The organism is Streptomyces sp. JH14 (genome assembly GCF_029428675.1).
Lineage (GTDB): Bacteria > Actinomycetota > Actinomycetes > Streptomycetales > Streptomycetaceae > Streptomyces.
The window spans coordinates 1476595-1498079 of sequence record NZ_JAJNEL010000001.1; the positions used below are offsets into that span (position 1 = coordinate 1476595).

The following is a 21485-nucleotide window of genomic DNA, read 5'->3' on the forward strand; positions in this document are numbered from 1 at the left end:
GGACCGTGCTGCGTCGAGCCGTGCCTCATCCTTGTCCGAACCAGGCCTCGGCCGGGTTGCCCAGCCACCGGCTGTCCGGCGGGATGGACTCCGCGCGCATGACCAGTGAGGCCGGCCCCAGCGTGCTTCGGGCGCCGATCTCGCCGCCCGGCAGCACGATGCCGCCCGGTCCGAGCGTCGCGCCCGCGCGCAGGATCACCGTATCCATCCGCAGGATCCGGTCGTGAAAGAGGTGGGTCTGCAGGACGCAGCCCCGGTCGACGCTCACCGCGTCCTCCAGGGTGACCAGGTCGGCCTCGGGCAGCCAGTAGCTCTCACACCACACGCCCCGGCCGATCGTGGCCCCCAGGCCGCGCAGCCACAGGCTCATCACCGGGGTGCCGGGCACCGAGCCGACCAGCCAGGGCACTGCCAGCACTTCGACGAAGGTGTCCGCGAGCTCGTTGCGCCACACAAAGCTGCTCCACAGCGGGTGTTCCACGGCCCGGAACCGTCCGACGAGCAGCCACTTGGCGCTGATGGACACCATGGCTGCCGCGGTGCCCGCGGCCAGCAGTACGAGGCCGGACGCCAGTGCGGCCAGCAGCGGGGAGCCGGCCTCGGCCAGCCCGGCGAGTGCGGCCAGGGTCAGGACGGAAAGGGCGGCGGAGGCGAGGACGGGCACCAGCCGGCACACCTCGACCAGGCCGCGCGCCCACACCAGCCGGGCCGGCGGTTGGTAGGTCAGGCTCTGATCGACGCTGTCGGCCGAACGGGGCAGGCGCACTGGCGGCATCCCCAGGTAGGAGCGGCCCGCCTTGGCCTTCTTCGGTGTGGCGGACAGCACGCCCACCAGTCCGCGGTCGGGCACGGTGCGTCCCGGGGCGGTCATGCCGGAGTTGCCGAGGAAGGCCCGCTCGCCGATCTCTGCAGCGCCGATCCGCAGCCAGCCGCCGCCGAGCTGGTACGGGGCGACCAGGGCGTCGTCGGCCAGGAAGGCGCCGTCGCCGATGGTGGTAAGGCTCGGCAGCGCCAGCACGGTGGACACCTCGGCCCGGCGGCCGATCTTCATGCCCAGAGCGCGCAGCCAGACGGGTGTGATCAGCCCCGCGTAGAGCGGGAAGAGTGTCTGCCGGGCCGCGTCCATCAGCTGGCTGATGGTCCACGCCTGCCAGCCCACCTTGCTGTGTACGGGGTGCCAGCCTGGGCGCAGGCCGATGCTCAGCAGCCGGACTGCGGCCCACAGCAGCACGGCGTAGGTCAGCCCGAACGCCGCGGCGGCGGGGACCAGGGCGGCCAGTGCTCCGCGCAGCGCGCCACTGAGGCTGATGCCGGCCGGAATGAGAGCGCCTGCCACGGCGAGGGCGGCGGCCGCGGCGGCCGCCGGGAGCAGGCTCAGGCCGAATCCGCTGGCGCCGTAGGCAGCGGCCCATCGGGCCCGGCGCGGGGGGCGCTGCTTGGGCCAGCGGCGTTCGGCCCGGCCGAGTTTGACGGCGGGCGCGCCGGCCCAGCGCTGGCCTGTGGGCACCTGCCCGGTGACGCTGGAGCCGGCCGCCACCTGGGCTCGCTTACCGACGCGGGCGCCGGGCAGCAGGGTGCTGCGGGTGCCGACGACCGCGCCGGAGCCGACCTTCACCGCCCCGATGTGCAGCCGGTCCCCGTCCAGCCAGTAACCGGAGAGGTCTACTTCTGCCTCGACAGCGCAACCCCGGCCGAGTTTGAGCATCCCGGTGACCGGCGGCAGCGAGTGCAGGTCCACCTCGGGGCCGACACGGGCGCCAAGGGCACGGCCGTACCGGATCAGCCACGCCCCGGACAGGGACGTCGCCCCGGCGACCTCGGCGAGCCGCTCGGCGGTCCACAGCCGCAGGTGGACGCTGCCGCCGCGCGGGTGGCTTCCGGGGCGCACCCCGGCGAGCAGACAGCGTGCCCCGGCAGCGGAGATCGCGAGCCGGCCCGGTGGGCTGAACAGCATCGCGCCGGCGGCCGTGACCAGCCACCAGGAGGCGGTCGGCGCCCACGCAAACCCGCCGGACCATGCCAGGACGTTGCCCAGGGCCAGCAGCGCCACCGTCCAGCGCAACCCGGCCAGAGTGAACAGGGGCAGCAGCAGGAGCAGTTGGATGATCTTGGCGCGGGTCGGGACGGGCGAGACGTCGCGCGCCCCGGTCTCCGTGCGTGCCGTGCCCTCCACCATCCGGGCAAGCTTGCGGACTGTGGGGTGCTGGTAGATGTCGAGTACGGCGACCGCCGGGTAGCGGCCGCGCAGCACGGTGGTGAGCTGGGCGGCGGCCAGGCTGCCGCCGCCGATCGCGAAGAAGTCGTCGCGGCTGTCGGTGACCGGTACGCCGAGGACCTCGGCCCACTGCTCGGCGATCCACGCCTCGGTGGCGGTGAGGTGCAGGGCCGGGCCCGCCGTGACCGGTTCCGCGGCGCCCGGCAGCGGCCACGGCAGGGCCGCGCGGTCCACCTTGCCCGAGGTGCGGGTGGGCAGGACGTCGACGGGGGCGAGCAGCGGTACGAGCGCGGCCGGCAACTGCGCGCGCAGCAGGTCGACGGCCGCGGCCCGATCCCAGCCGCCGGTGGTCACCACGTAGCCGACCAGGAGCTGGTTGCCGCGCCGGGCGGTGCGGACCGCCGCGGCGGCGCCGGCCACGCCGGGCAGCGCCTGGAGCGCGGCGTCCACCTCACCGAGTTCGATCCGACGGCCGCCGAGTTTGACCTGCTCGTCGGCGCGGCCCAAGAAGACCAGCCCGTCGGGCTCGGCCCGGACGAGGTCGCCGCTGCGGTAGGCGCGGGACCAGCCGAGGGACTCCAGCGGGGCATACTTCTCGGCGTCCTTGGCGGGGTCGAGGTAGCGGGCCAGACCGACGCCGCCGATGATGAGCTGGCCGCTGCCGCCCATCGGCACGGGTACGCCGGCCTCGTCGACCACGGCCAGCTCGCAGCCGTCCAGCGGCAGGCCGATCCTGACCGGTCCCTGACCGGTCAGCAGCGCGCCGCAAGCCACTACGGTCGCCTCGGTGGGGCCGTAGGTGTTCCAGACTTCGCGGCCCTCGGTGACCAGACGATCGACCAGTTCGGGCGGGCACGCCTCGCCACCGAAGATCAGCAGCCGCACCTCGTCGAGTGCCTCGCAGGGCCACAGCGCGGCCAGTGTCGGCACCGTGGAGACCACCGTGATCTCCTGCTCGGCGAGCCAGGAGCCCAGGTCGGCGCCGTCGCGCACCCGGGAGCGCGGCACGGGCACCAGGCACGCGCCGTTGCGCCACGCGAGCCACATCTCCTCGCAGGAGGCGTCGAAGGCGACCGACAGGCCCGCCATCACCCGGTCTCCCGGCCCGACCGGCTCCTCCTGCAGGAAGAGCCCGGCCTCGGCATCGACGAACGCCGCCGCGCTGCGGTGGGTGACGGCGACTCCCTTGGGCTTTCCGGTGGAACCGGAGGTGAAGATGATCCAGGCATCGTCCTCAGGACCGGGTCGACGCCGGGGGGCGCGGACGGCACCGCTTCCCGTCAGGGTGAGACGGCACTGCGCCCCGAGGACGGCCGTCACCGCTGCCTCCCCGAAGACGAGCTCCGCGCGCTCGTCCGGGTCCTCGGCGTCCACGGGGACGTACGCGGCGCCTACGGCGAGGACGGCCAGGATGCCGATGTAGAGGTCGCTGGTGCCCGACGGCATCCGGACGCCCACCCGGTCGCCCGCGCCGACACCCGCGGCCGCGAGCCGCCGGCGCAGCGCCTCGACTTCGGCGGCCAGTGTCCGGTAGGTGAGTGCGGTACGGCCGTCGTCGAGCGCTGCCTCGTGCGGGTGGGCCCGTACGGTGGCCTCGAACACATCGAGCAGTGTCCGCGGCGCGGCGGCGGGACGCCCGGGGAAACACGCCGGCAGACCCGCGACCGGCTCGCCTGCGTCCACCGGGGCCCAGCCGTCGACGACGGTCGTGACGTCGGCCCGCGGCGTCGCGGCGAGCACCGCCGTCGCATCGAGCGGCTCCGTGCCGTCGGCCAAGGCCGGCTCGCTCCCCTCGACCGCCCCTTCAGCCGACTGGATCCTCTCGGTTCCGTCGCCTTCGACAGCGGTCCGGTCCTTGTCCCGCAGCGTGTCGTTCTGCGCTGTCACCACCGTGCGCTCCTCGTCCCGTCGATCCCCGTCCCCTGCAGATGCTCGGCGCGGAATACCGGGGAGGTCCCCGCGCGTACGTCACTCGGCCCCGAAGTGGGACAAGTCGACCCATGCTGAGAGAGTCCGCAGTAGACAATCACTTCAGGCGTCTGGTGGAGACCGCGTCGTCCCAGAAGTGTCACCGGTACCCGGTCGAGGTGAACTCGCATTGCGTGCGGCTGTACTTCCGGTTCCCGCCCGGCTTTCTGTGAGCGCCGATCGGCACCCGTGCCGTTCCGGCCGCGGCCTGCTCGGCGCTGCTGTGAGTCCCGGGCTCCGTGGCGGCGCCACGCAGGAGGCTTTTCGCCGAAGATCGGGGGCCGTCTGTGCTCATACCGGTGAGCCTTCCCTGCTGTGCGGGGTGACCCGGGGTGTGGTGCGGTCATCCCGGGAGCCTGTGTTGTCAGGGTGCAGGAGGGTGACTGTCATCTGAGGTCCATCCGGGTGGTCCTCTGCGCGGAAACGGACCAGGCCGGCCTCGGCAAGCCGCTGCAGGGCGGCGTGGACGGTCACGGGCGAGACCTGGAGGGCCCGGGCAGCGGGGCTCAAAGGGAAGGCCACCGTCGGGCCTGAAAACACCTCGCGTGGATCAGCCGCAAGGTCCACCAGAAGCCCGGCTACGACCGCGCCACGGGAGACCTTCCCGGCCGCGACCGCCCACCCGAGCGCCCATTGGTCGAACGGAAGTGCTTCCACTGGAAACTCCCTGGTGATCACGGTGAACGATCAGCGGCTGAACCCCACCCTGTGGCCTTGCTTGCAAAGCTTGGCACCCCTCACATGAGCGGCAACCGGAGCGGGGCCGAACCAGTCACCGGACAGCAGCGGTTCCAGCTTCGGACCACGACGCGGCACCAGCGCAGGACACCGGGGCCCGCCGGGACATCCTCGGACTGCGGGCGCGACGGCGGCCAAGGCGCCAAGCACAGGATGCACATGCTCACCGAGATCAAGAGCCACGGCGTGAACGACGTCCTCATGCTGGTGCGCGACGGGCTCAAGGGACTGCCCGACGCGGTCGGGACGGTCTGACCGAAAACGACTGTCCGGACCTGCGTGGTCCACCTGCTGAGGAACTCCTTCGGCCATGCCGCCCGCCAGGACCGAGACAAGATCGCGAAGGTCCTCAAGCCCGTCTCCACCGCACCGACCGAGGAGGCCGCCCTGAAGTGCGTCCCTATGGCGATCATGTTGCCCGACCCCACAGGCAAGGGCCCAGCCCGCTGGACCACGCGCTGGAAGACCGGCCTCAACACCTTCGGCAGCACTTTCGACGGCCGCCTCTCCGCAGCCTGTCAGTAACTCCAACAACCCGAGTCACACCGTTCGTCGGCTCTGCTCCGTAGTCGGCGGCGACGGCATGCGACGGGTGTCGTCGACATCACATGCGTGATGTCGACTCCCTCGTGGGAACAGTGTTTTCGGGACTCTCGGCCAGCGGCAGACCTTCCGCGAGCAGGCCCCCGGGCCGGCAGCCACAACCTCCTGGTCCGCCACCTCACCCAGGGACAAGCCGACGGCAACCGGCCGGTGGTAAGCCCACTCCACGCGACCCGGCTCCTGCTCACTCACCCCGAACACCTGTGGACCAAGGACACCGCCCTCCTGGCGCCCCTCACCACCGCATGCCCCGAGATGACCGAACTCTCCCGACTTGTCACCGAGTTCGCCCGGCTGCTGACCCCGGCGAAGGGCAACGACACCCGGACTCACCGAGTGGATCACCGCCGGCCGTGCGGCCGGCGGTGATCCACGTGCACAGCTTCTACAACGGCCTGCAGAGCCGAACGATTTGCAGTCCCCACGAAGCTCAGTGGGCGTTGCGTACGGCGAGGGCGCGGCGCAGGTCGTCGATCTGGTCGGTGAGTTTGCGGTGGAGTGCGGGGATGAGGGTGGGGTCGTCGAGGGCTTGTTCGCCGTGGTGGAGGTTGTCGGTGTCGATGGCGTACTGAGGGAAGGCGTTGTGGCCCGCGGCTTCGGCGATGGCGGGGCCGCGGCGGGCGGCGAGTGCGGCGGCTTCGGGGTAGTAGCGGGGGACGTAGGTGTGGAGGAGGTCGGCCTGTTCGGGTTGCCAGAAGCCTCGGGCGGTGGCGGTGAAGAGGTAGTTGGAGAGGGTGTCGTCGTTGAACAGGGCGTGCCAGGCGGTGGCTTTGGCTTCGGGGGTGGGGAGAGCGGCGCGGCAGCGGGCGGCGCCTTCCTGGCCGGTGGCGCTGGGGTCGCGGGCGAGTTCGGCGGCGATGGCAGGTTCGTCGGCGGCGCCGAGGACGGAGAGCCGGGTGAGGATGCGCCAGCGGAGTTCGGGGTCGAGTTCGGGGCCGCCGGGGACGCTGCCGTCGGTGAGCCAGTCGTGGAGGGCGTCGGGGTGGGGGGCGGCGTCGATGAGGTGGCGTACGGCGGTGAGGCGCAGGCCGGGGTTGGTGCCGTCCTCGGTGCGGCGGATGAGGTCGCGGCAGAGGTCGGTGAGGGTGGCGAGGGCGGCGGGACGGTGCTCGGGGGTGGTGTAGCGGCGGGTGATCTGGGTGTCGGCGAAGGCAAGGACGCCTTGGACGAGGGCGAGGTCGGTTTCGTGCGGGAGGTGGGTGCGGGCTGCCTGGAGGTAGGTGGTGGGGGGTAGTTCGCCGTCGCGGACCATGTCACGGGCGGTGTTCCAGATGACCGCTCGGGTGAGCGCGTCGGGGATGCCGGAGAGGGTGTGGAGGGCGGTGTTCCAGGATTCGGGGTCGAGTCGGACCTTGGCGTAGGTGAGGTCGTTGTCGTTGGGGACGATGAGGACGGGGCGGCGTCCGGGGTGGATCTTGACGGTGTTGCCGTGGGGGACGTCGAGTTCGAAGCGGTCGCGCAGGGTGAGGCGGTCGGGGCCCGGCTGGGTGTCGAGTGCGAGGTCGTAGGCGCCGACTGCGATGCGGTGGGGGCGGCTGCCGCTGCGGTCGATGGTGACGGACCAGGCGCCGTCGGATTCGCTGACCTGGGGGGTGAGGGTGTCGACTCCGGTGGTACGGAGCCATTGTTCGGCCCAGGCGTGGACGTCACGGTCGGTGGCGGAGGCGAGGTTGTCGATGAAGTCGGCGAGGGTGGCGTTGGCGAACCTGTGGCGGGCGAAGTGGGTGTTGATGCCGGTGAGGAAGTCCTTTTCGCCGAGCCAGGTGACGAGTTGGCGCAGCGCTGATGCGCCCTTGGCGTAGGAGATGCCGTCGAAGTTGAGCATCGCGGATGCGGTGTCGGGGACGGCGGCGGGGTCGGGGGCGACGGGGTGGGTGGAGGGGCGCTGGTCGGCGTCGTATCCCCAGCCCTTGCGGGCCACGCCGAAGTCGATCCAGGTGTCGGTGAAGCGGGTGGCTTCGGTGAGGGTCTGGTAGCCCATGTATTCGGCGAAGGACTCGTTGAGCCAGATGTCGTCCCACCAGGCGAGGGTGACGAGGTCGCCGAACCACATGTGGGCCATTTCGTGGGCGATGACCATGGCGCGGGTCTGGCGTTCGGTGTCGGTGACGGCGGAGCGGTAGACGAATTCGTCGCGGAAGGTGACGAGGCCGGGGTTCTCCATGGCGCCGGCGTTGAATTCGGGGACGAACGCCTGGTCGTAGGAGTCGAAGGGGTAGGGCTCGTCGAACTTCTCGTGGTAGCGGTCGAAGCAGGCGCGGGTGATGTCGAGGATTTCGTCGGCGTCGGCGTCGAGGTGGGGGGCGAGGGAGCGGCGGCAGTGGAGGCCGAAGGGCAGGCCGGCGTGCTCGGTGGTGACGGAGTGCCAGGGGCCTGCGGCGACGGCGACGAGGTAGGTGGAGAGCAGGGGGGTGTCGGCGATGGTCCAGCGGCCGTCGCTGTGGGGGGTGGCGATGCCGTTGCCGAGGACGGTCCAGCCTTCGGGGGCGGTGACGGTGAGGGCGAAGACGGATTTGAGGTCGGGCTGGTCGAATGCGGCGAAGACGCGTTGGACGTCTTCCATGAAGAGCTGGGTGTAGACGTAGGTTTCGTCGTCGGCGGGGTCGGTGAAGCGGTGCATGCCTTCGCCGGTGCGGGAGTAGCGCATGGCGGCGTCGATGCGCAGTTCGTGGGGGCCTGCGGTGAGTGCGGTGAGCGGGAACCGGTTCTCGGTGAGGTCGGCCGGGTCGAGGGGGTGTCCGTCGAGGCTGATGGAGCGCAGGGTGGCGGGCTTGAGCTCGACGAAGGTGTTCCCGGCGGCGTGTGCGGTGAACTGGATGACGGTGCGGGAGTCGAAGGTGTCCTCGCCGGTGGTCAGGTCGAGGTCGATGGTGTACCGCTGTACGTCGAGGAACTGGGCTCGGGTCTGCGCTTCGTTGCGCGTCAGTACGGACATGGATCCATGCTGCCGTATGGGGTGAGGGGTGCGCAGGTGGAGTTCTCCCAGGGCTGAGCGCATGCGGGTGGGTGGCCGCGGGCCGTGGGGCCCTTGAGGGCTAAGATTCTTGCCCATTGTGTTCCTGCACGGAGGGTGCCCGGGATGGCGAAGAAAACGGCTTCCGCGACGCGGCAGGATGCGGTGGCGTCGATCGTCGAAGACTGGCGGCGGGAGCGGCCGGATCTGGATACGGCGCCGTTGGAGGTGTTCGGCCGGCTGCATCGGGCGTTTCTGCGGTACAGCGCGGCGATCTCCCGTCCGGTGGAGCGCAAGGGTCTGTCGATGGCGGGGTTCGATGTGCTGACCGCGTTGCGCAGGGCGGGGGCGCCGTTTCGTCGTACGGCGGGTGAGCTGGCCGATTCCGGGCTGATCAGTTCGGCGGGGGTGACGCTGCGGATCGACCGGTTGGAGAAGGACGGGCTGATTCTTCGCGAGCGGGATCCGGAGGACCGTCGGGTGGTGCATTCGCGGTTGACGCAGGAGGGGCTGTCGACGATCGACGAGCTGTTCTCGGAGCATCTGGAGAACGAGCGGCGGATGCTGGCGGGGCTCACTCCTGCGGAGTGCCGGGAGTTGGCGCGGTTGTTGGGGAAGCTGGAGCGGTCCGTGCTGGCGGCGGAGGAGGAATGACCGGGTCGGCCGGTGGCCTTCTGCGTCCTCGGTCGCCGGAGCGTGAATCCGCCCGCCCGGACGGTGGCATGTCCGCCGGCCGGACGGACTGATCCTGCCCCGGCCGGGAGGAGGCCTCGGCATGGGACCGGCCTGAGGTCGCTGTCCCGGACAGCAGTGTGTCCTCGGACGCCGGACAGGCTGATTCTGTCCGGCGTCCGAGGACGTCCCGTTCGGCGCGGCTCACGCCGTCGCGTTCGCCTGGGCCTCTGCCTCCGTGCGGTACATGCGACGGACGCGGACGACGCCGAGGTCGTGCTGGTACAGGTTCTCCGCCTGGTCGGCATCGCTGCGGAGTTCTTCGAGCATGATCCGGTCCTGTTCGAGGACGTCCCAGTGGCGGTCCTCCAGCACCGTCTTGTACAGGAAGCGCCAGGTGTCGCGCTGCCAGTCCGTGACGCGGCGGTAGCGCCAGAAGAAGACGGCGCAGCGGTCCTCGTCGATGGGGGTGGCCATGCCGACGATGCCGAACGGGCCGCCGGGGCCGGCGGTCGGCGGGTACGGGATGGTGAGGTCGACCCAGTCGATGCCGGTGCGGCAGAGTTCGACCCAGTCGAAGTTCACGCCGCTCTGGTCGGTCTTCTCGAAGAAGAAGCCGCGTTCGGTCTCGCGGATCCGGAAGCGGGCGGTGGTCTGCCCTTCGGACATGCTGTGCGAGTCGCGGTGGAGGAACGATCCGTGCATGGGGTCGAGGAGGTTCTCGACGGCGTAGCGCCAGTTGACGTTCCACTCCGCGTAGCAGAGGAAGGCCGATACGTCGGGGTCCGTGAGCTGTTCGGGCAGGACGAGGGGGGCCGGCTCGGGGTGCGCGTCGTCGCCGAAGTAGGCGAGGATCGCACCGCCGGTCTCGAGGACGTGGGGTGCGGCGACGAGCTGTTTGCCTTCGAGGTTGCAGCCGGGCAGGCCGGGTACGGCGGCGACGGTGCCGGTGCCGTCGACCTGGACGCCGTGGTACCAGCAGGCGATGCGGTCGCCGAGGTGTTTGCCGAGCGAGAGGCGGGCACCGCGGTGGGGGCAGCGGTCCTCGAGCATGTGGAGGGTGCCGTCGGCGCGGCGGAAGAGGAGCCATTCCTCACCGAGGAGGGTGAGGCGGTGCATGCCGCCGGCGGGGACTGCGTCGGAGGGGCACACGGCGTACCACTGGTTGCGTATGCCGGTGGTGAAGAGCCGGTCGGCGGTGCGGTTGCCGGGGCGGGCGACTTCGGAGGGGCGGGTGGTTCCGCCCGTGTGCGGTGCGGTGCGGTTGGTCATGGTCGTTTCACGCTCCCAGGCGTCGCATCTCGGTGCGGAAGGTGTCCTCGGTCCACGGGTTGCCGTCGGGGGCGGGCAGGTCGCGGGCGTTGAGTCCGGCGACGAGGCCGGGCAGGTCGTGGGTGCCGGTGCCGAAGACTTCCTCGATCACTGCGGCGAGCTTCTTCTCGTACGGGGTGGGTTCGGCGGTGCGTGCCTGGTGGGGGTTGAGGTACTGCGGGGTGGTCATGTCGGCTCCCTTCGGGGGTGGTTCACAGGTCGAGGACGAGGCGTGGGGTGCAGGCGCGGGAGACGCAGAGCATCATCGAGGCGCCGGCGGCCTTCTCGGTGTCGGAGAGCAGGAAGTCCCGGTGGTCGGGGGTGCCTTCGAGGACCTTGGTCTCGCAGGTGCCGCAGATGCCGTCGCGGCAGGAGGACGGCACGGAGATTCCAGCGCCTTCCAGGGCGTCCAGGACAGAGGTGTCGGGGCCGACCTGGACGGTGGTTCCGGTGCGGGAGCAGACGACGTCGAATGCGGTGTCGTCGCCGTCGCGGGGTGCTGCCACCGGGGCGGCGAAGCGTTCCGTGCGGGCGGTGGGGCAGCGTTCCTCGACGGCGGCGAGGAGGGGTTCGGGTCCGCAGCAGTAGACCTGGGTGTCTGCGGGGAGGTCGCCGAGGAGGGTGTCGAGGTCGATGTGGCCCTGTTCGTCCTGGGGGATGAACTCGACTGTTCCGCAGGGCAGTTCGGCGAGTGCGGTGAGTTCGGCGCCGAAGGCCATGGAGGTCCGGGTACGGCCGCCGTGGACGAGGCGCCACGGGACGGCGCGGCGGGCCGCTTCACGGGCCATGGCGAGGAGCGGGGTGATGCCGATGCCGCCGGCGATGAAGAGGTAGCTGCCGGCGTTGTTGTCGGCGTCGAGTTCGAAGTGGTTGCGCGGGCCCTGGACGCGGAGGGTCTGGCCGGGGCGCAGCTGGGTGTGGATGTGGGCGGAGCCGCCGCGTGAGGCGGGTTCCTTGAGGATGCCGATGCGCCAGTGGGTGGCGTCGTCGGGGTCGGAGCACAGGGAGTACTGGCGGACGTGGCCGCCGGTGTGTACGTCGATGTGGGCGCCGGGGGCCCAGGCGGGGAGGGGGGTGCCGTCCGGGTGGGTGAGTTCGATACCGAGGACGCCGTCGGCTTCCCAGGTCATGCGGTGGACGAGCAGGTCGAGCTGGTGTTCCTGTCCGATGGTGGTCATCGCGGGTCGCCTCCCTGTCCGGTGGCGGTCGAGGGGAGCTTGACGGGCGGGGTGAACGGGGTGTTCATCGGCCCGAGTGCGGCGAGGTCGATCTCGACGAGGGTGGGCCCGTCGGAGGCGGTGGCTTCCTTGATGACGGGTCCGGCGTCGCCTTCGGTGGCGATGCGGGCGTACGGGAGTCCGACGGCGGCGGCGAGCCCGGCGAAGTCGGGGGTGGTGAGGTCGACGCCGGAGCGGCGGGGGAAGTGGGTGTCCTGCATGTTGCGCAGGACTCCGTAGCCTCCGTCGTTGAAGACGAGGAGGGTGAGGCGGGGCTTCTCCTGGGCGAGGGTGAGGAGTTCGCCGAGGTGGACGGCGAGGCCGCCGTCGCCTGCGATGACGACGGTGGGGGTGTCGGGGCGGCCGAGTGCGGCGCCGATGCCCATGGCGAGTCCCTGTCCGATGCCGCCGCCGCGGGGGAAGACGTTGGTGGCCGGGTCGGTGATCTCCAGGAGCCGGTTTCCCCAGGTGGAGGAGGGGATGGTGACGTCGCGGGCGATGACGGACGCGGGCGGGCAGGCGTCGCGGATGGCGTCGTTGATGGCGGCCTGCGGGCCGATCGCGTGGCGCTGTGCGGTGCGGGCGTCGTGACGGGCCGTGCGGACGCGGGCCGGCCAGTGGGTCTCCGTACCGCTGCTGGTGATGCGTTCCAGGAGGGCGGTGAGGACGGCGGCGGCGTCGCCGTGCAGGGCGCAGGTGGCCGGGTAGACGCGGCCGGGTGCGGCCGGGTCGAGGTCCAGCTGGATGTGTACCGCGGGCAGTTCGAGGCTGTAGTCGGCGGTCTCGTTGGAGCGGAAGTGGGTGCCGATGGAGAGCAGCACGTCGGCTTCGGCGAGGAGGGCGCGTCCTGCGGGGGCGGTGGCGTAGTTGCCGAGGACACGCTCGTCGGACTCGGGGACGGAGCCGCGGCCGGAGTTGGAGGTGACGAGTCCGGCGTTCAGCGCGTCGAGGAGTGCGGCGAGTTCGGGCCGGGCGCTGTTGGCTCCGCCGCCGGCCCAGACGAGGGGGCGCCGGGCGGCGGCGAGGAGGGCCGCGGCCTCGTCGAGGAGTGCCGGGTCGGGCAGGGCCGGGGGCGAGCCGGCGGGTACGGGGGTGCCGGTCAGCTGCTGGGGGGCGAACTGCAGGTCGATGGGCCATTCGACGCTGACGGGACCGTGCGGGGCGGTGAGGGCGCGGGCGGCGGCGTCGCGCAGGATGTCGCCCGCGCCGGCGGCGTCGGTGACGGTGACGGCGTGGGTGGAGACCGCGCGGAGCATGCCGAGCTGGTCCTTGGTCTCGTGGATGAAGCCGCGTCCGGAGCCGAGGTACTCGCTGTCGATCTGCCCGGTGATGTGCAGGACGGGGGTGCCGGAGCTGAGGGACTCGATGAGGGAGCCTGCCGCGTTGCCCGCTCCGGTGCCGGTGCTGGTGAGCGCGCAGCCGAGGCGTCCGGTGGCGCGGGCGTAGCCGTCGGCCGCGTTGACCGCGGCGGCTTCGTGGCGGACGGGGACGAAGCGCAGGTCGCGGTCCACGGCTTCGACGAGCGGCAGGTTGTGCACGCTGACGATGCCGAACACCGTGTCGACGCCGAGTCCGCGCAGCGTCTCGACGAGCAGGTCGCCGCCGTTGGGTTGGGTCATGTCGTTGCGCTCCTGAGGTACGTGTACGGGGGTGGGGGGTGGGAGTTATGCGATGGCGCGGTTGACGCCGCCGCAGACGTCGACGGTGGTGCCGGTGATGTAAGAGGCCCGGGGTGAGAGGAGGGCCGTGACGGCGTAGGCCACTTCGTCGGCGTTGCCGAGGCGGCCGAGTGCGATGCCTCGGTCGGCGGCGAGTTCGGCCTGCCAGGCGGCGTAGTCGAGGGGGCTGCCGGATGCTGCGTAGCGGCGTTCCCACTGTCCGGTGTCGACGAGGCCGAGGCAGACGGAGTTGACGCGGATTCCGTCGGGGGCGAGTTCCTTCGACAGGGACGTCGAGAGGTTGAGGATGCCGGCGCGGGCGGCGCTGGTGGTCATGAGCCGGGTCTCGGGCTGTTTGGCGAGTACCGCGTTGATGTTGACGACGGAGGCGTTGCCGGACGCGCGCAGGTGGGGCAGGGCGGCGTGCAGCGGGTTGAGGACGCCGAAGAATTTGAGTTCGAGTTCGTCGCGCCAGTCGTCGGCGGTGGTCTCGGCGAACGGCTTCATCCGGGAGGCGCCCGCGTTGTTGACGAGTCCGTCGAGGCCGCCGAGGCGGTCGGCGGCCTCCTCGGTGAAGGCTTTGACCGCCGCTTCGTCGCGTACGTCGCAGGGCGCGTAGTGGAGCCTGTCGGGTCCGGCGAGTCCGTGGAGAGCGGCGGTGAGGGCGTCGGCGCGGCGGCCGCAGGTGGCGACGCGAGCGCCTTCGGCGAGCAGCATGCGGACCGTGGCGAGGCCGACGCCGGAGCTGCCACCGGTGACGAGGATGCTGCGGTCGGCGAGGCCGAGGTCCATCTCGTACTCCTTGGTGTGAGGGGGGTGCCCGGGGGCGGTCGCCGCACCGGGGCCCCGCAGGAGTGGTCCGGTGCGGCGGTGATGCCCGCGGGGTCAGTGCATGGTGAAGCCGCCGTTGACGGCGAAGGTCTGGCCGGTGATGTAGCCGGACTCGTCGCCGACGAGGAACGCGATCAGGCCGACCAGGTCCGCCGGTTGCTGGGGCCGGGAGATCGCCCGGTTCAGCCGGTACAGCTCGTGCCGTTCGGCGGGGATGTCGACGGAGGACTCCCCCTCGGTCAGTCCGGGGGCGACCGCGTTGACGGTGATGCCGAGGTCTCCGGTCTCGCGGGCCATGGCCCGGGTCAGGGAGATGACGGCGCCCTTGGAGGCGATGTAGTGGGCGAGGCGGGGTGACCCGTACAGTGCCGCGTCCGAGGCGAGGTTGACGATCCGGCCGCCGCCGCCCGCCTTCATGAGCGGGAGGAGGGCGCGGGCGACGAGCCAGGGGCCGCGGGCGTTGACCGTCATGATGCGGTCCCACGTCTCCACGTCGATCTCGTGGAACTCCTTGCCGCCGACCGCGTTGGCCAGACCGGCGTTGTTGACCAGGCCGTGGAGCCTGGTGCCGTCGCCGGCGAGGGTGGTGGCGAGTGCGGTGACGGAGTCCGGATCGGCGACGTCGAGCGGGTGGAAGTCGGCGGTGATGCCGTCGGCGCGCAGGTCGTCGGCGGCCTGTTCGCCGGTCCGTTCGTCGAGTTCGGCGATGACGACGCGGTAGCCGTCACGGCCGATCCGGCGGGCCGCGGCCAGTCCAAGGCCGCGGCCGGCGCCGGTGACGACGACCGTACGAGAGCCGTCCGCCGTACGGGGGGTGTCGTCGGTGGCCATCAGTCGCGGGTGATGCCGTGCATCGGGGAGTGCTCGGGGTACGTCGGGACCTGCGGCTTCTGCGTGCCGATGATGACGCAGAACAGGGCGTCGGTGTCGCCTTCGTTCTTCAGCGAGCGGGCCACTCCGGCGGGCACGACGATCATGTCGCGGTAGCCGAGGGTGCGGTACTCGGCCTCGTCGGCGCCGCGGTGGATACCGACCCTGACCTGGCCCTCCAGGACGAAGAAGGCTTCCTCGACGTCGTGGTGGGTGTGCTCGGGGCCTTCGGCGCCGGGCGGCAGCAGCATGTTGGAGAAGGTGAAGCCGCCGGACGGGATGATGCGGTTGTCGTTCTCGTGGTTGCCGGTGGCGCCCGAGCCGACGTAGCGGATCTGGGCGCGCTTGTACTGGTCGCCGGCCTTCGCCTGGAAGGAGAGGGTGTTCCAGTCGGGCTCGCGGGAGTCCTTCGTGGCGATGAGGGAGTCGGTGTACTTCGCGAGGTCGCCGTCGGTCTCGTAGGGGGTGTTGTCGATGGGCACGGTTTGCTCCTCGGTTCGGTGCGGTGGTGGCTGTGTCGTCACGCGGGGATGCGGGCGACGACGTGGAGGTGGGCACGGACCCAGGCGTTGAAGGCCTCGGGCCGTTCCTGGTTGGCGAGGTGTCCGGCGCCGGCAAGGGTGACGTACACGGATTTGGTGAGGCCGCCCGCGATGGCCTGGGACTCCTTCGGTCCGGTGACGGTGTCCTGTTCGCCGCAGAGGACGAGGGCCGGGGCGGTGATGGTGGGCAGGTCGTCGGTGAGGTCGGTCCCGGCCATCGACTCGGCGGCGTACCTGTACCCGGGGGTCCGGATCGAGGCGGCCATGGTCGCCACGACCCGTTCGACGAGTGCGGCGGGGGCGTCGGCGGAGACCAGGCGCGGGCCGCGGGCCGCGGCGAAGGCGTCGGGTCCTTCGGCGGCGAGCCGTTCCGGCCGGGCGCGCATGGCGGCCGCCTTGTCCGGGTCGGTACCGGAGCCGCGGCTGGAGTCGGCGACGATCAGGGACGCGACGAGCTCGGGGTGGCGGGCGGCGAGGCGCAGGGCGATGACGCCGCCCCAGGAGACGCCGAGGACGTGGGCCCGGCCGCCGCGGTCGCGGATCAGCGCGGCCGCGGTGTCGGCGTAGCCGTCGAGGCCGGGGGCCCGGTCGGGGTCGGCGGAGGCCGCGTATCCGGGGGCGTCCCAGGCGACGACGCGCACCTGGTCGGAGAGTGCGGCCAGTTGCGGGGCGAAAGCCGCGGACGAGGAGCCGATGCCGTGCAGGCAGAGCAGCAGTGGTGCGTCGGGGTTCCCGGCCTCCTGGGTGTGCACGCCGCCGGCGGTGAGGGTGGCGGTCACAGGATCAGTCCTGCCCGGCCGACGACGGCGCCCAGGCTGCGCAGCACGGCGTGCGGCACGACCTGGCTGGTGGCCGGGTTGGTGGCGTCGGGCCGGTGGGCGACCTCGAAGCGGTACGTGCCGTGCGGGCCGACCGCTTCGATGATGTGCCGGGTGAGGGTGGCGGCCGGGTCGGCGACGACGACGACCTCGACGAGGTCCGGGTCGCCGGTCGCCAGGGCCACGGACGCGGCGACGTTGGTGGACTTGGGGAACTTCACCGGGACGTCGCGGGCGGTGCCGCGCATCACCTCGACGGGTCCGGTGGCGGACCGCAGCCGTTCGGTGAGTTCGGCGTCCATCCACGGCTGGTGGAGGGTGGCGGGCAGCTTCGTGGTGGTCAGGCGTACGGAGGTGAGGGCGCCCATTCCCCGTACGGCCTGGAGGAGGTCGAGTCCGCCGACGGCGCCGCCGGTGAAGTAGACGCGCCCCGGGCCTGCCGCGCGCAGCCGGTCGACGAGTTCGGGGTCGACGAGCGCTCCGGTGGAGGCGATCAGCAGGTCGGTTCCGCTGTCGAGAACCCGCTCGGCCCACTCCCGCACCACGGCCTGGCCGGCGGCTTCGACGATGAGGTCGCAGACGGCGAGGGCGTCCTCGAAGGACAGCTGGGGTGCGGGGGCGTCGACGAGGGGCCGGTTGTCGATGATGCAGGTCAGCTCGGCGCCGGGGATGTGGCCTTCGGTGAGGGCGGTGCCGACGACGCGGCCGATGGCGCCCCAGCCGACGAGTCCGATGCGGCGCACGGGACGCGCGGGGTGCGTGGCGCGGTCGACGGAGGTGGGTCGGTCGGTGGTGGTGGTCATGCGGACACCTCGTCGGTGGCTGGGGCCAGGGGCCCGGCGTCGGGTTCGCCGGCCATGTGGCAGCGGATCTTCTGGGACGGCGGACCTGCGGTCCCCCACAGGTCGGAGAGGTCGGGGGTGCGCCGCCAGACCTTGGCGATCCACGTGTCCTCGACGATCTGCGCGACCTCGGAGGTGTATTCGCAGACGAGTCCGGCGGGGTCGGTGAAGTACGAGAAGGTGTTGTTGCCGGGGCCGTGCCGGCCGGGGCCCCACTGCGGGTTGATGCCGTGGTGGCGGAGCCGGCCGAGGCCGCGCATGAAGTGGTCCACCGAGGTCATCTCGTACGCGACGTGGTTCAGCGACGTCCATGCGGCCTGGTTGAAGGCGATGCAGTGGTGGTCCGCGTTGCAGCGCAGGAACGCCATCTGGTGCTCGGACCAGTCGGAGACGCGCAGTCCGAGGACCGAGGTGTAGAAGGCGACGGCGGCGTCGATGTCGGTGGTGTTGAGGACGGTGTGGGTGACGCCGACGGGGACGGCGGCGTCCCGGCCGCGCGGGGTGACGGCGTGCGTCTGGGCGCTGAGCTCGATCAGCCGGCCCTCGGGGTCGGTGAACCGGAGTCCGTATCCGCCGCCGACCTGGTCGAGCGGACCGGGTCCGGCGACGGGGACGATGCCCCTGGCGAGGAGACGGCGGGCGGCCTCGTCGATCTCCGCGGGGGTGGCGACGGCGAAGGTGATGCGGCCGAGGCCGTTGCGTTCGCCGCGGGTGAGGGCGAGGACGTGGTGCTCTTTGCCGGTGCCGCGCAGCCAGGCGGCGTCGCGGTCCTGCTCGACGGCTTCCAGGCCCCAGACCTCGGTGTAGAAGTCGGTGGACTCGGTGAAGGCGGGGGTGTGCAGCTCGACGGAGCGCAGGGCGCGCAGCCGGGCGACGGGTTCGGGCAGGACGGCGGGGCGGGCGTGGACGTTCTCGTACGCCGTGCGGTTCTGGTGAGTCATCTGGTTCTCCGGCTCCTCGTCTGTCGGCATCAGTTGGCGGCCCAGGGCAGCGGGGTGGTGCCGGTGCCCCAGTAGAGGGATTTCTGCCGCTGGTAGCCGCGGATCAGGTCGCGGCCCTTCTCGGTGCCGATGCCGCTGTCCTTGAGCCCGCCGAACGGGGTGGAGATGCTGAACTGCTTGTACGTGTTGATCCAGACCGTGCCGGCGTCGATCCGGCGGGCGACCCGCCAGGCCTTGGCGTGGTCGCGGGTCCACAGTCCGCAGGCGAGGCCGTACACGCTGTCGTTGGCCTGGGCGACGAGGTCGTCCTCGTCGTCGAAGGGCAGGGCGACGAGGACGGGTCCGAAGATCTCCTCCTGACAGACCCGGGCGGTGTTGGGGAGGCCGTCGAGGACGGTGGGGAGGTAGTAGGCGCCGTTGCGGTAGAGGTCGCCTTCGGGGGCCGCTCCCCCGCACCGGACGGTGGCTCCCTCTTCGCGGGCCAGGTCGACGTAGGCGGCGACGCTGTCGCGGTGCTTGTGGTGGACGAGGGGGGCGACCTGGGTGTCGGGGTCGGTGCCGGGTCCGACGCGCAGCTTCCGGGTGCGGGCGACGAGTTCGCCGACGAACTCCTCGTACCGGGAACGGGCGACGAAGAGACGGGATCCGGCGATGCAGCTCTGTCCGCTGGAGGAGAAGACGCCGTACATCACGCCGGCCAGGGCCTGCTCGAGGTCGGCGTCGTCGAAGACGATCGTCGGTGACTTGCCGCCGAGCTCCAGCGACACGGGGATGAGCTTGTCGGCGGCGGCGTGGGCGAGCGTGCGGCCGGTGCTCGTACCGCCGGTGAAGGTGATCTTCCCGACGGCCGGGTGGCGGACGATGGCGTCACCGATGACGCTGCCGCGGCCGGGCAGCACGGAGAGCAGTGCGGTGGGCAGTGCGGCCTCGGTCAGTGCCTGGTGGACGAGGCGGCCGAGGGCGAGGGCGACGAGCGGGGTCCACTCCGCGGGCTTGAGGACGACCGCGTTGCCCGCGGCGAGTGCGGGGGCGAGCTTCTGGGCGTCGCTGGCGATGGGCGAGTTCCACGGCGTGATCGCGCCGACGACGCCGATGGGCTCGTGGACGCTCATCGTGACGTACGGGCCGCGGGACGGGGTGATCGCGTCCTCGGCGGTCTCCAGCGCGGCGGCCGTGTAGCGGAAGGTGCCGGCGGCGCTCAGCACGAGGGCGCGGGTCTCGGTGCGGCACTTGCCGGTGTCGGCGGTCTGCAGAGCGGAGAGCCGGTCGGCGTCGCGCTCGACGAGTTCGGCGATGCGGTGCAGCAGCCGGGCCCGCAGGTGGGCGGGGAGCTCACGCCAGGCCGGGTCGTGGGCCGCGTGGACGGCGGCGGTCACGGCGTCCTCGACGTCGTCGAGGGATGCTGCGTGCACGGTGGCGATGACCTGGCCGGTGGCGGGGTCGACGGTCTTGATGGGGGCGCCACGACCCTGCCGCCACTGCCCGGCGACCAACACCTCGTCGGCAAGCATCAGTTGGCCTCCTGCAGTCGAATCGGTTACCTCAGAGCTAAAAATCTAAGTGCTTAAGTAATTTGTCGCAAGGCCCCTCCGTAAAAACTCTTTTGCCCTGGAGGTCTTGACGGCCGCCACCCCCGGGCCGGTAAAACTTAGGCCCTAAGAAGCTAGGTGCTTGCAGAGAGCAGCCGGGCGGCAGTGGGCGGTCTCACAGGCTCACGCGCCCCGTGCCGCCGACCCGCCCCCGTACGCTCGGCTCACTCCCGTACGCCTCTGCCCTCCCGCACACCTGGCTCCCCAACCGCTCCGCCCCCACGCGGAGCAGGAGGAACCCTGGATGACCCGGCACACCGCCGCCCGTGACGCCCTGGCCGCCCCTGACGCCCCCACCGCCCGTGACGCCATCGCCGCCCGTTTCGAACGGCTGCCGGCCTCCCGCTGGCATGTCATCGTCCGCCTCGTCGTCGGGGTGGTCACCTTCTTCGAGGCGTTCGACCAGCTGCTGATCGCGTACGCGCTGCCCGAGCTGCGGCAGGAGTGGCACCTGACCACCGGCGAGGCCACGTCGGTGCTCACCGTCGGCTCGATCGGCATGCTCATCGGCGCGCTGCTGTCCGGCCGGCTGGCCGACAGATACGGCCGGGTCAAGGTCATCGCGTACTGCGTGGCGGCCTCGGGGCTCGCCGGTCTCGCCCTCGTCGCCTGCACATCGCTCACCCCCTTCCTGGCGCTGCGCTTCGTCCAGGGGCTCGCGATCGGCGGCGAGGTGCCGGTGGCTGCGGCGTTCATCAGCGAGATCACCCGGAGTTTCAAGCGGGGCCGCTTCGTCCTGCTGTACGAACTCGTCTTCCCGGCGGGACTGACCGTCGGCGCCCTGGCCGCGGCCTGGCTGGTGCCCGCGGCGGGCTGGCGCGTGATGTTCGCCGTCGCCGCCGTGCCCGGGCTGCTCGCGTTCCTCGTCCAGCGCACGGTTCCCGAATCGCCGCGCTGGCTGGCGGACCGGGGACGCACCGCGGAGGCCGAGGCGGTCATGGCCGAGATCGAGGCCAAGGTGGCGGCGGCGACGGGCGAACCCCTGCCGGCGCCGGTGCCCCGCTCCCCCGCACCCGACGCGGCGGCGGCCGCCACCGACGCGGAGCGCACCGCCACCGGCCTGCGCTCCCTGTTCACCGGCCGCTACCGCCGCCGCACCCTGGTGGTGGGTGCGGTCTGGTTCACCGGCTACTTCGTCAACTACGGCGTGACGTCCTGGCTGCCCAGCATCTACAAGGACGCCTACGGCCTCACGCTCTCCGATGCCCTGCTCTACTCCACGGTCACCTCGGTCGCCGGGCTGCTCGGCTGCCTGCTGGTCGCCCTGACGGTGGACGTCCTGGGCCGCCGCAGGATCCTCGCGGTCTTCCTGGGCGGCGCGGCCGCTCTTCTGCTGACCCTGGCGGTGCTCGGCGCCGGTACCCCCGTCCAGGTCCTGATCTGGACCTCGCTGTCGGCCGTCGGCTTCTTCGGCGCCAACATCTGCCTGTACCTGTACACGCCGGAGCTGTACCCGACCCGGATGCGCGCCCTGGGCTGCAGTGTGGGCGGCGCGGTCAACCGCCTCGGCGTGATCCTCGGCCCGATCCTGGTGGGTGTCGTCTACGGCGCCGGCAACGACATCTCCGGGGTCTTCGTGATGCTGGGTGCGGTGGCGCTGGCGGGCGCGGTGGTGGCGGGTGCGTTCGCCGAGGAGACGGCGAACCGGCCGCTGGAGGAGATCTCTCCCTGACCGCCCCGCGCCGGGGTGGGATCAGGCGGGGGTGACGGGCGGGGC

General features: G+C 71.7%; 15 protein-coding genes and 2 pseudogenes. 4 read left to right on the forward strand and 13 right to left on the reverse strand.

Annotated features, from left to right (window positions below; genetic code table 11):
• Window positions 1-25: 25 nt before the first annotated feature.
• Entirely contained in the window at window positions 26-3898 is a 3873-nt protein-coding gene (locus tag LRD69_RS06670) for a Pls/PosA family non-ribosomal peptide synthetase (protein ID WP_277329647.1), read from the reverse strand.
• A 1124-nt stretch (window positions 3899-5022) separates the two neighbouring features.
• Between LRD69_RS06670 and LRD69_RS06675 the strand changes: the two are divergent.
• A pseudogene (locus LRD69_RS06675) lies at window positions 5023-5446 on the forward strand (transposase); the annotation flags it as partial.
• 168 nt (window positions 5447-5614) lie between these two features.
• A pseudogene (locus tag LRD69_RS06680) lies at window positions 5615-5925 on the forward strand (ISL3 family transposase); the annotation flags it as partial.
• A 29-nt stretch (window positions 5926-5954) separates the two neighbouring features.
• Here the strand turns inward: LRD69_RS06680 and pepN are convergent.
• The gene (pepN, locus tag LRD69_RS06685) at window positions 5955-8459 is read right to left on the reverse strand and encodes an aminopeptidase N (protein WP_277325627.1); all 2505 of its coding nucleotides are present in this window, start codon (window positions 8457-8459) and stop codon (window positions 5955-5957) included.
• A gap of 144 nt (window positions 8460-8603) precedes the next feature.
• Here pepN and LRD69_RS06690 point away from each other — a divergent pair, with 144 nt between their 5' ends.
• Window positions 8604-9131, forward strand: coding sequence for a MarR family transcriptional regulator (locus LRD69_RS06690; RefSeq protein ID WP_277325628.1), 528 nt, complete (start codon window positions 8604-8606; stop codon window positions 9129-9131).
• Window positions 9132-9353: 222 nt separating this feature from the next.
• On the opposite strand, the gene LRD69_RS06695 is transcribed toward LRD69_RS06690, so the two are convergent.
• The 11 genes from LRD69_RS06695 to LRD69_RS06745 all read right to left on the reverse strand — a co-directional run bounded on the left by LRD69_RS06695 (window position 9354) and on the right by LRD69_RS06745 (window position 19690).
• The gene (locus LRD69_RS06695; protein ID WP_277325629.1) at window positions 9354-10421 is read right to left on the reverse strand and encodes an aromatic ring-hydroxylating dioxygenase subunit alpha; all 1068 of its coding nucleotides are present in this window, start codon (window positions 10419-10421) and stop codon (window positions 9354-9356) included.
• A gap of 7 nt (window positions 10422-10428) precedes the next feature.
• Window positions 10429-10650 carry a recombinase-like helix-turn-helix domain-containing protein gene (locus tag LRD69_RS06700; RefSeq protein ID WP_277325630.1) on the reverse strand — a complete coding sequence of 74 codons (222 nt, stop codon included), beginning with the start codon at window positions 10648-10650 and terminating at the stop codon, window positions 10429-10431.
• A 22-nt stretch (window positions 10651-10672) separates the two neighbouring features.
• A complete protein-coding gene (locus LRD69_RS06705; RefSeq protein WP_277325631.1) occupies window positions 10673-11638 on the reverse strand; it encodes a PDR/VanB family oxidoreductase in 966 nt (321 codons plus the stop codon).
• Window positions 11635-13296, reverse strand: a complete 1662-nt coding sequence (locus tag LRD69_RS06710; protein WP_277325632.1) for a thiamine pyrophosphate-binding protein — start codon at window positions 13294-13296, stop codon at window positions 11635-11637. The genes LRD69_RS06705 and LRD69_RS06710 overlap by 4 nt, the downstream gene beginning before the upstream one ends.
• A 45-nt stretch (window positions 13297-13341) precedes the next feature.
• Window positions 13342-14127, reverse strand: a complete 786-nt coding sequence (locus tag LRD69_RS06715; RefSeq protein WP_277325633.1) for an SDR family oxidoreductase — start codon at window positions 14125-14127, stop codon at window positions 13342-13344.
• Window positions 14128-14220: 93 nt separating this feature from the next.
• A complete protein-coding gene (locus LRD69_RS06720; RefSeq protein ID WP_277325634.1) occupies window positions 14221-14997 on the reverse strand; it encodes an SDR family oxidoreductase in 777 nt (258 codons plus the stop codon).
• A complete protein-coding gene (locus tag LRD69_RS06725; protein WP_176902123.1) occupies window positions 14997-15512 on the reverse strand; it encodes a cupin domain-containing protein in 516 nt (171 codons plus the stop codon). The genes LRD69_RS06720 and LRD69_RS06725 overlap by 1 nt, the downstream gene beginning before the upstream one ends.
• Window positions 15513-15556: 44 nt before the next feature.
• Window positions 15557-16357 carry an alpha/beta hydrolase gene (locus LRD69_RS06730; RefSeq protein ID WP_277325635.1) on the reverse strand — a complete coding sequence of 267 codons (801 nt, stop codon included), beginning with the start codon at window positions 16355-16357 and terminating at the stop codon, window positions 15557-15559.
• Window positions 16354-17199 carry an aspartate dehydrogenase domain-containing protein gene (locus LRD69_RS06735; RefSeq protein WP_277325636.1) on the reverse strand — a complete coding sequence of 282 codons (846 nt, stop codon included), beginning with the start codon at window positions 17197-17199 and terminating at the stop codon, window positions 16354-16356. The genes LRD69_RS06730 and LRD69_RS06735 overlap by 4 nt, the downstream gene beginning before the upstream one ends.
• Window positions 17196-18179 (reverse strand): VOC family protein, encoded by a 984-nt coding sequence (locus LRD69_RS06740; protein WP_277325637.1) that lies wholly within the window; start codon window positions 18177-18179, stop codon window positions 17196-17198. Before LRD69_RS06740 ends, LRD69_RS06735 begins: the two co-directional genes overlap by 4 nt.
• A 29-nt stretch (window positions 18180-18208) precedes the next feature.
• Window positions 18209-19690 carry an aldehyde dehydrogenase gene (locus LRD69_RS06745; RefSeq protein WP_277325638.1) on the reverse strand — a complete coding sequence of 494 codons (1482 nt, stop codon included), beginning with the start codon at window positions 19688-19690 and terminating at the stop codon, window positions 18209-18211.
• 322 nt (window positions 19691-20012) lie between these two features.
• Here LRD69_RS06745 and LRD69_RS06750 point away from each other — a divergent pair, with 322 nt between their 5' ends.
• Window positions 20013-21440 (forward strand): MFS transporter, encoded by a 1428-nt coding sequence (locus LRD69_RS06750; protein ID WP_277325639.1) that lies wholly within the window; start codon window positions 20013-20015, stop codon window positions 21438-21440.
• Window positions 21441-21485: the final 45 nt, after the last annotated feature.

Bases quoted from the DNA above. Each gene is read 5' to 3' on its own strand.
- LRD69_RS06695 (WP_277325629.1), bottom strand. From the start codon at position 10,421: ATGACCAACCGCACCGCACCGCACACGGGCGGAACCACCCGCCCCTCC.
- LRD69_RS06745 (WP_277325638.1), bottom strand. From the start codon at position 19,690: ATGCTTGCCGACGAGGTGTTGGTCGCCGGGCAGTGGCGGCAGGGTCGT.
- LRD69_RS06705 (WP_277325631.1), bottom strand. From the start codon at position 11,638: ATGACCACCATCGGACAGGAACACCAGCTCGACCTGCTCGTCCACCGC.
- LRD69_RS06700 (WP_277325630.1), bottom strand. From the start codon at position 10,650: ATGACCACCCCGCAGTACCTCAACCCCCACCAGGCACGCACCGCCGAA.
- LRD69_RS06735 (WP_277325636.1), bottom strand. From the start codon at position 17,199: ATGACCACCACCACCGACCGACCCACCTCCGTCGACCGCGCCACGCAC.
- LRD69_RS06715 (WP_277325633.1), bottom strand. From the start codon at position 14,127: ATGGACCTCGGCCTCGCCGACCGCAGCATCCTCGTCACCGGTGGCAGC.
- LRD69_RS06720 (WP_277325634.1), bottom strand. From the start codon at position 14,997: ATGGCCACCGACGACACCCCCCGTACGGCGGACGGCTCTCGTACGGTC.
- LRD69_RS06710 (WP_277325632.1), bottom strand. From the start codon at position 13,296: ATGACCCAACCCAACGGCGGCGACCTGCTCGTCGAGACGCTGCGCGGA.
- LRD69_RS06750 (WP_277325639.1), top strand. From the start codon at position 20,013: ATGACCCGGCACACCGCCGCCCGTGACGCCCTGGCCGCCCCTGACGCC.
- LRD69_RS06690 (WP_277325628.1), top strand. From the start codon at position 8,604: ATGGCGAAGAAAACGGCTTCCGCGACGCGGCAGGATGCGGTGGCGTCG.
- LRD69_RS06740 (WP_277325637.1), bottom strand. From the start codon at position 18,179: ATGACTCACCAGAACCGCACGGCGTACGAGAACGTCCACGCCCGCCCC.
- pepN (WP_277325627.1), bottom strand. From the start codon at position 8,459: ATGTCCGTACTGACGCGCAACGAAGCGCAGACCCGAGCCCAGTTCCTC.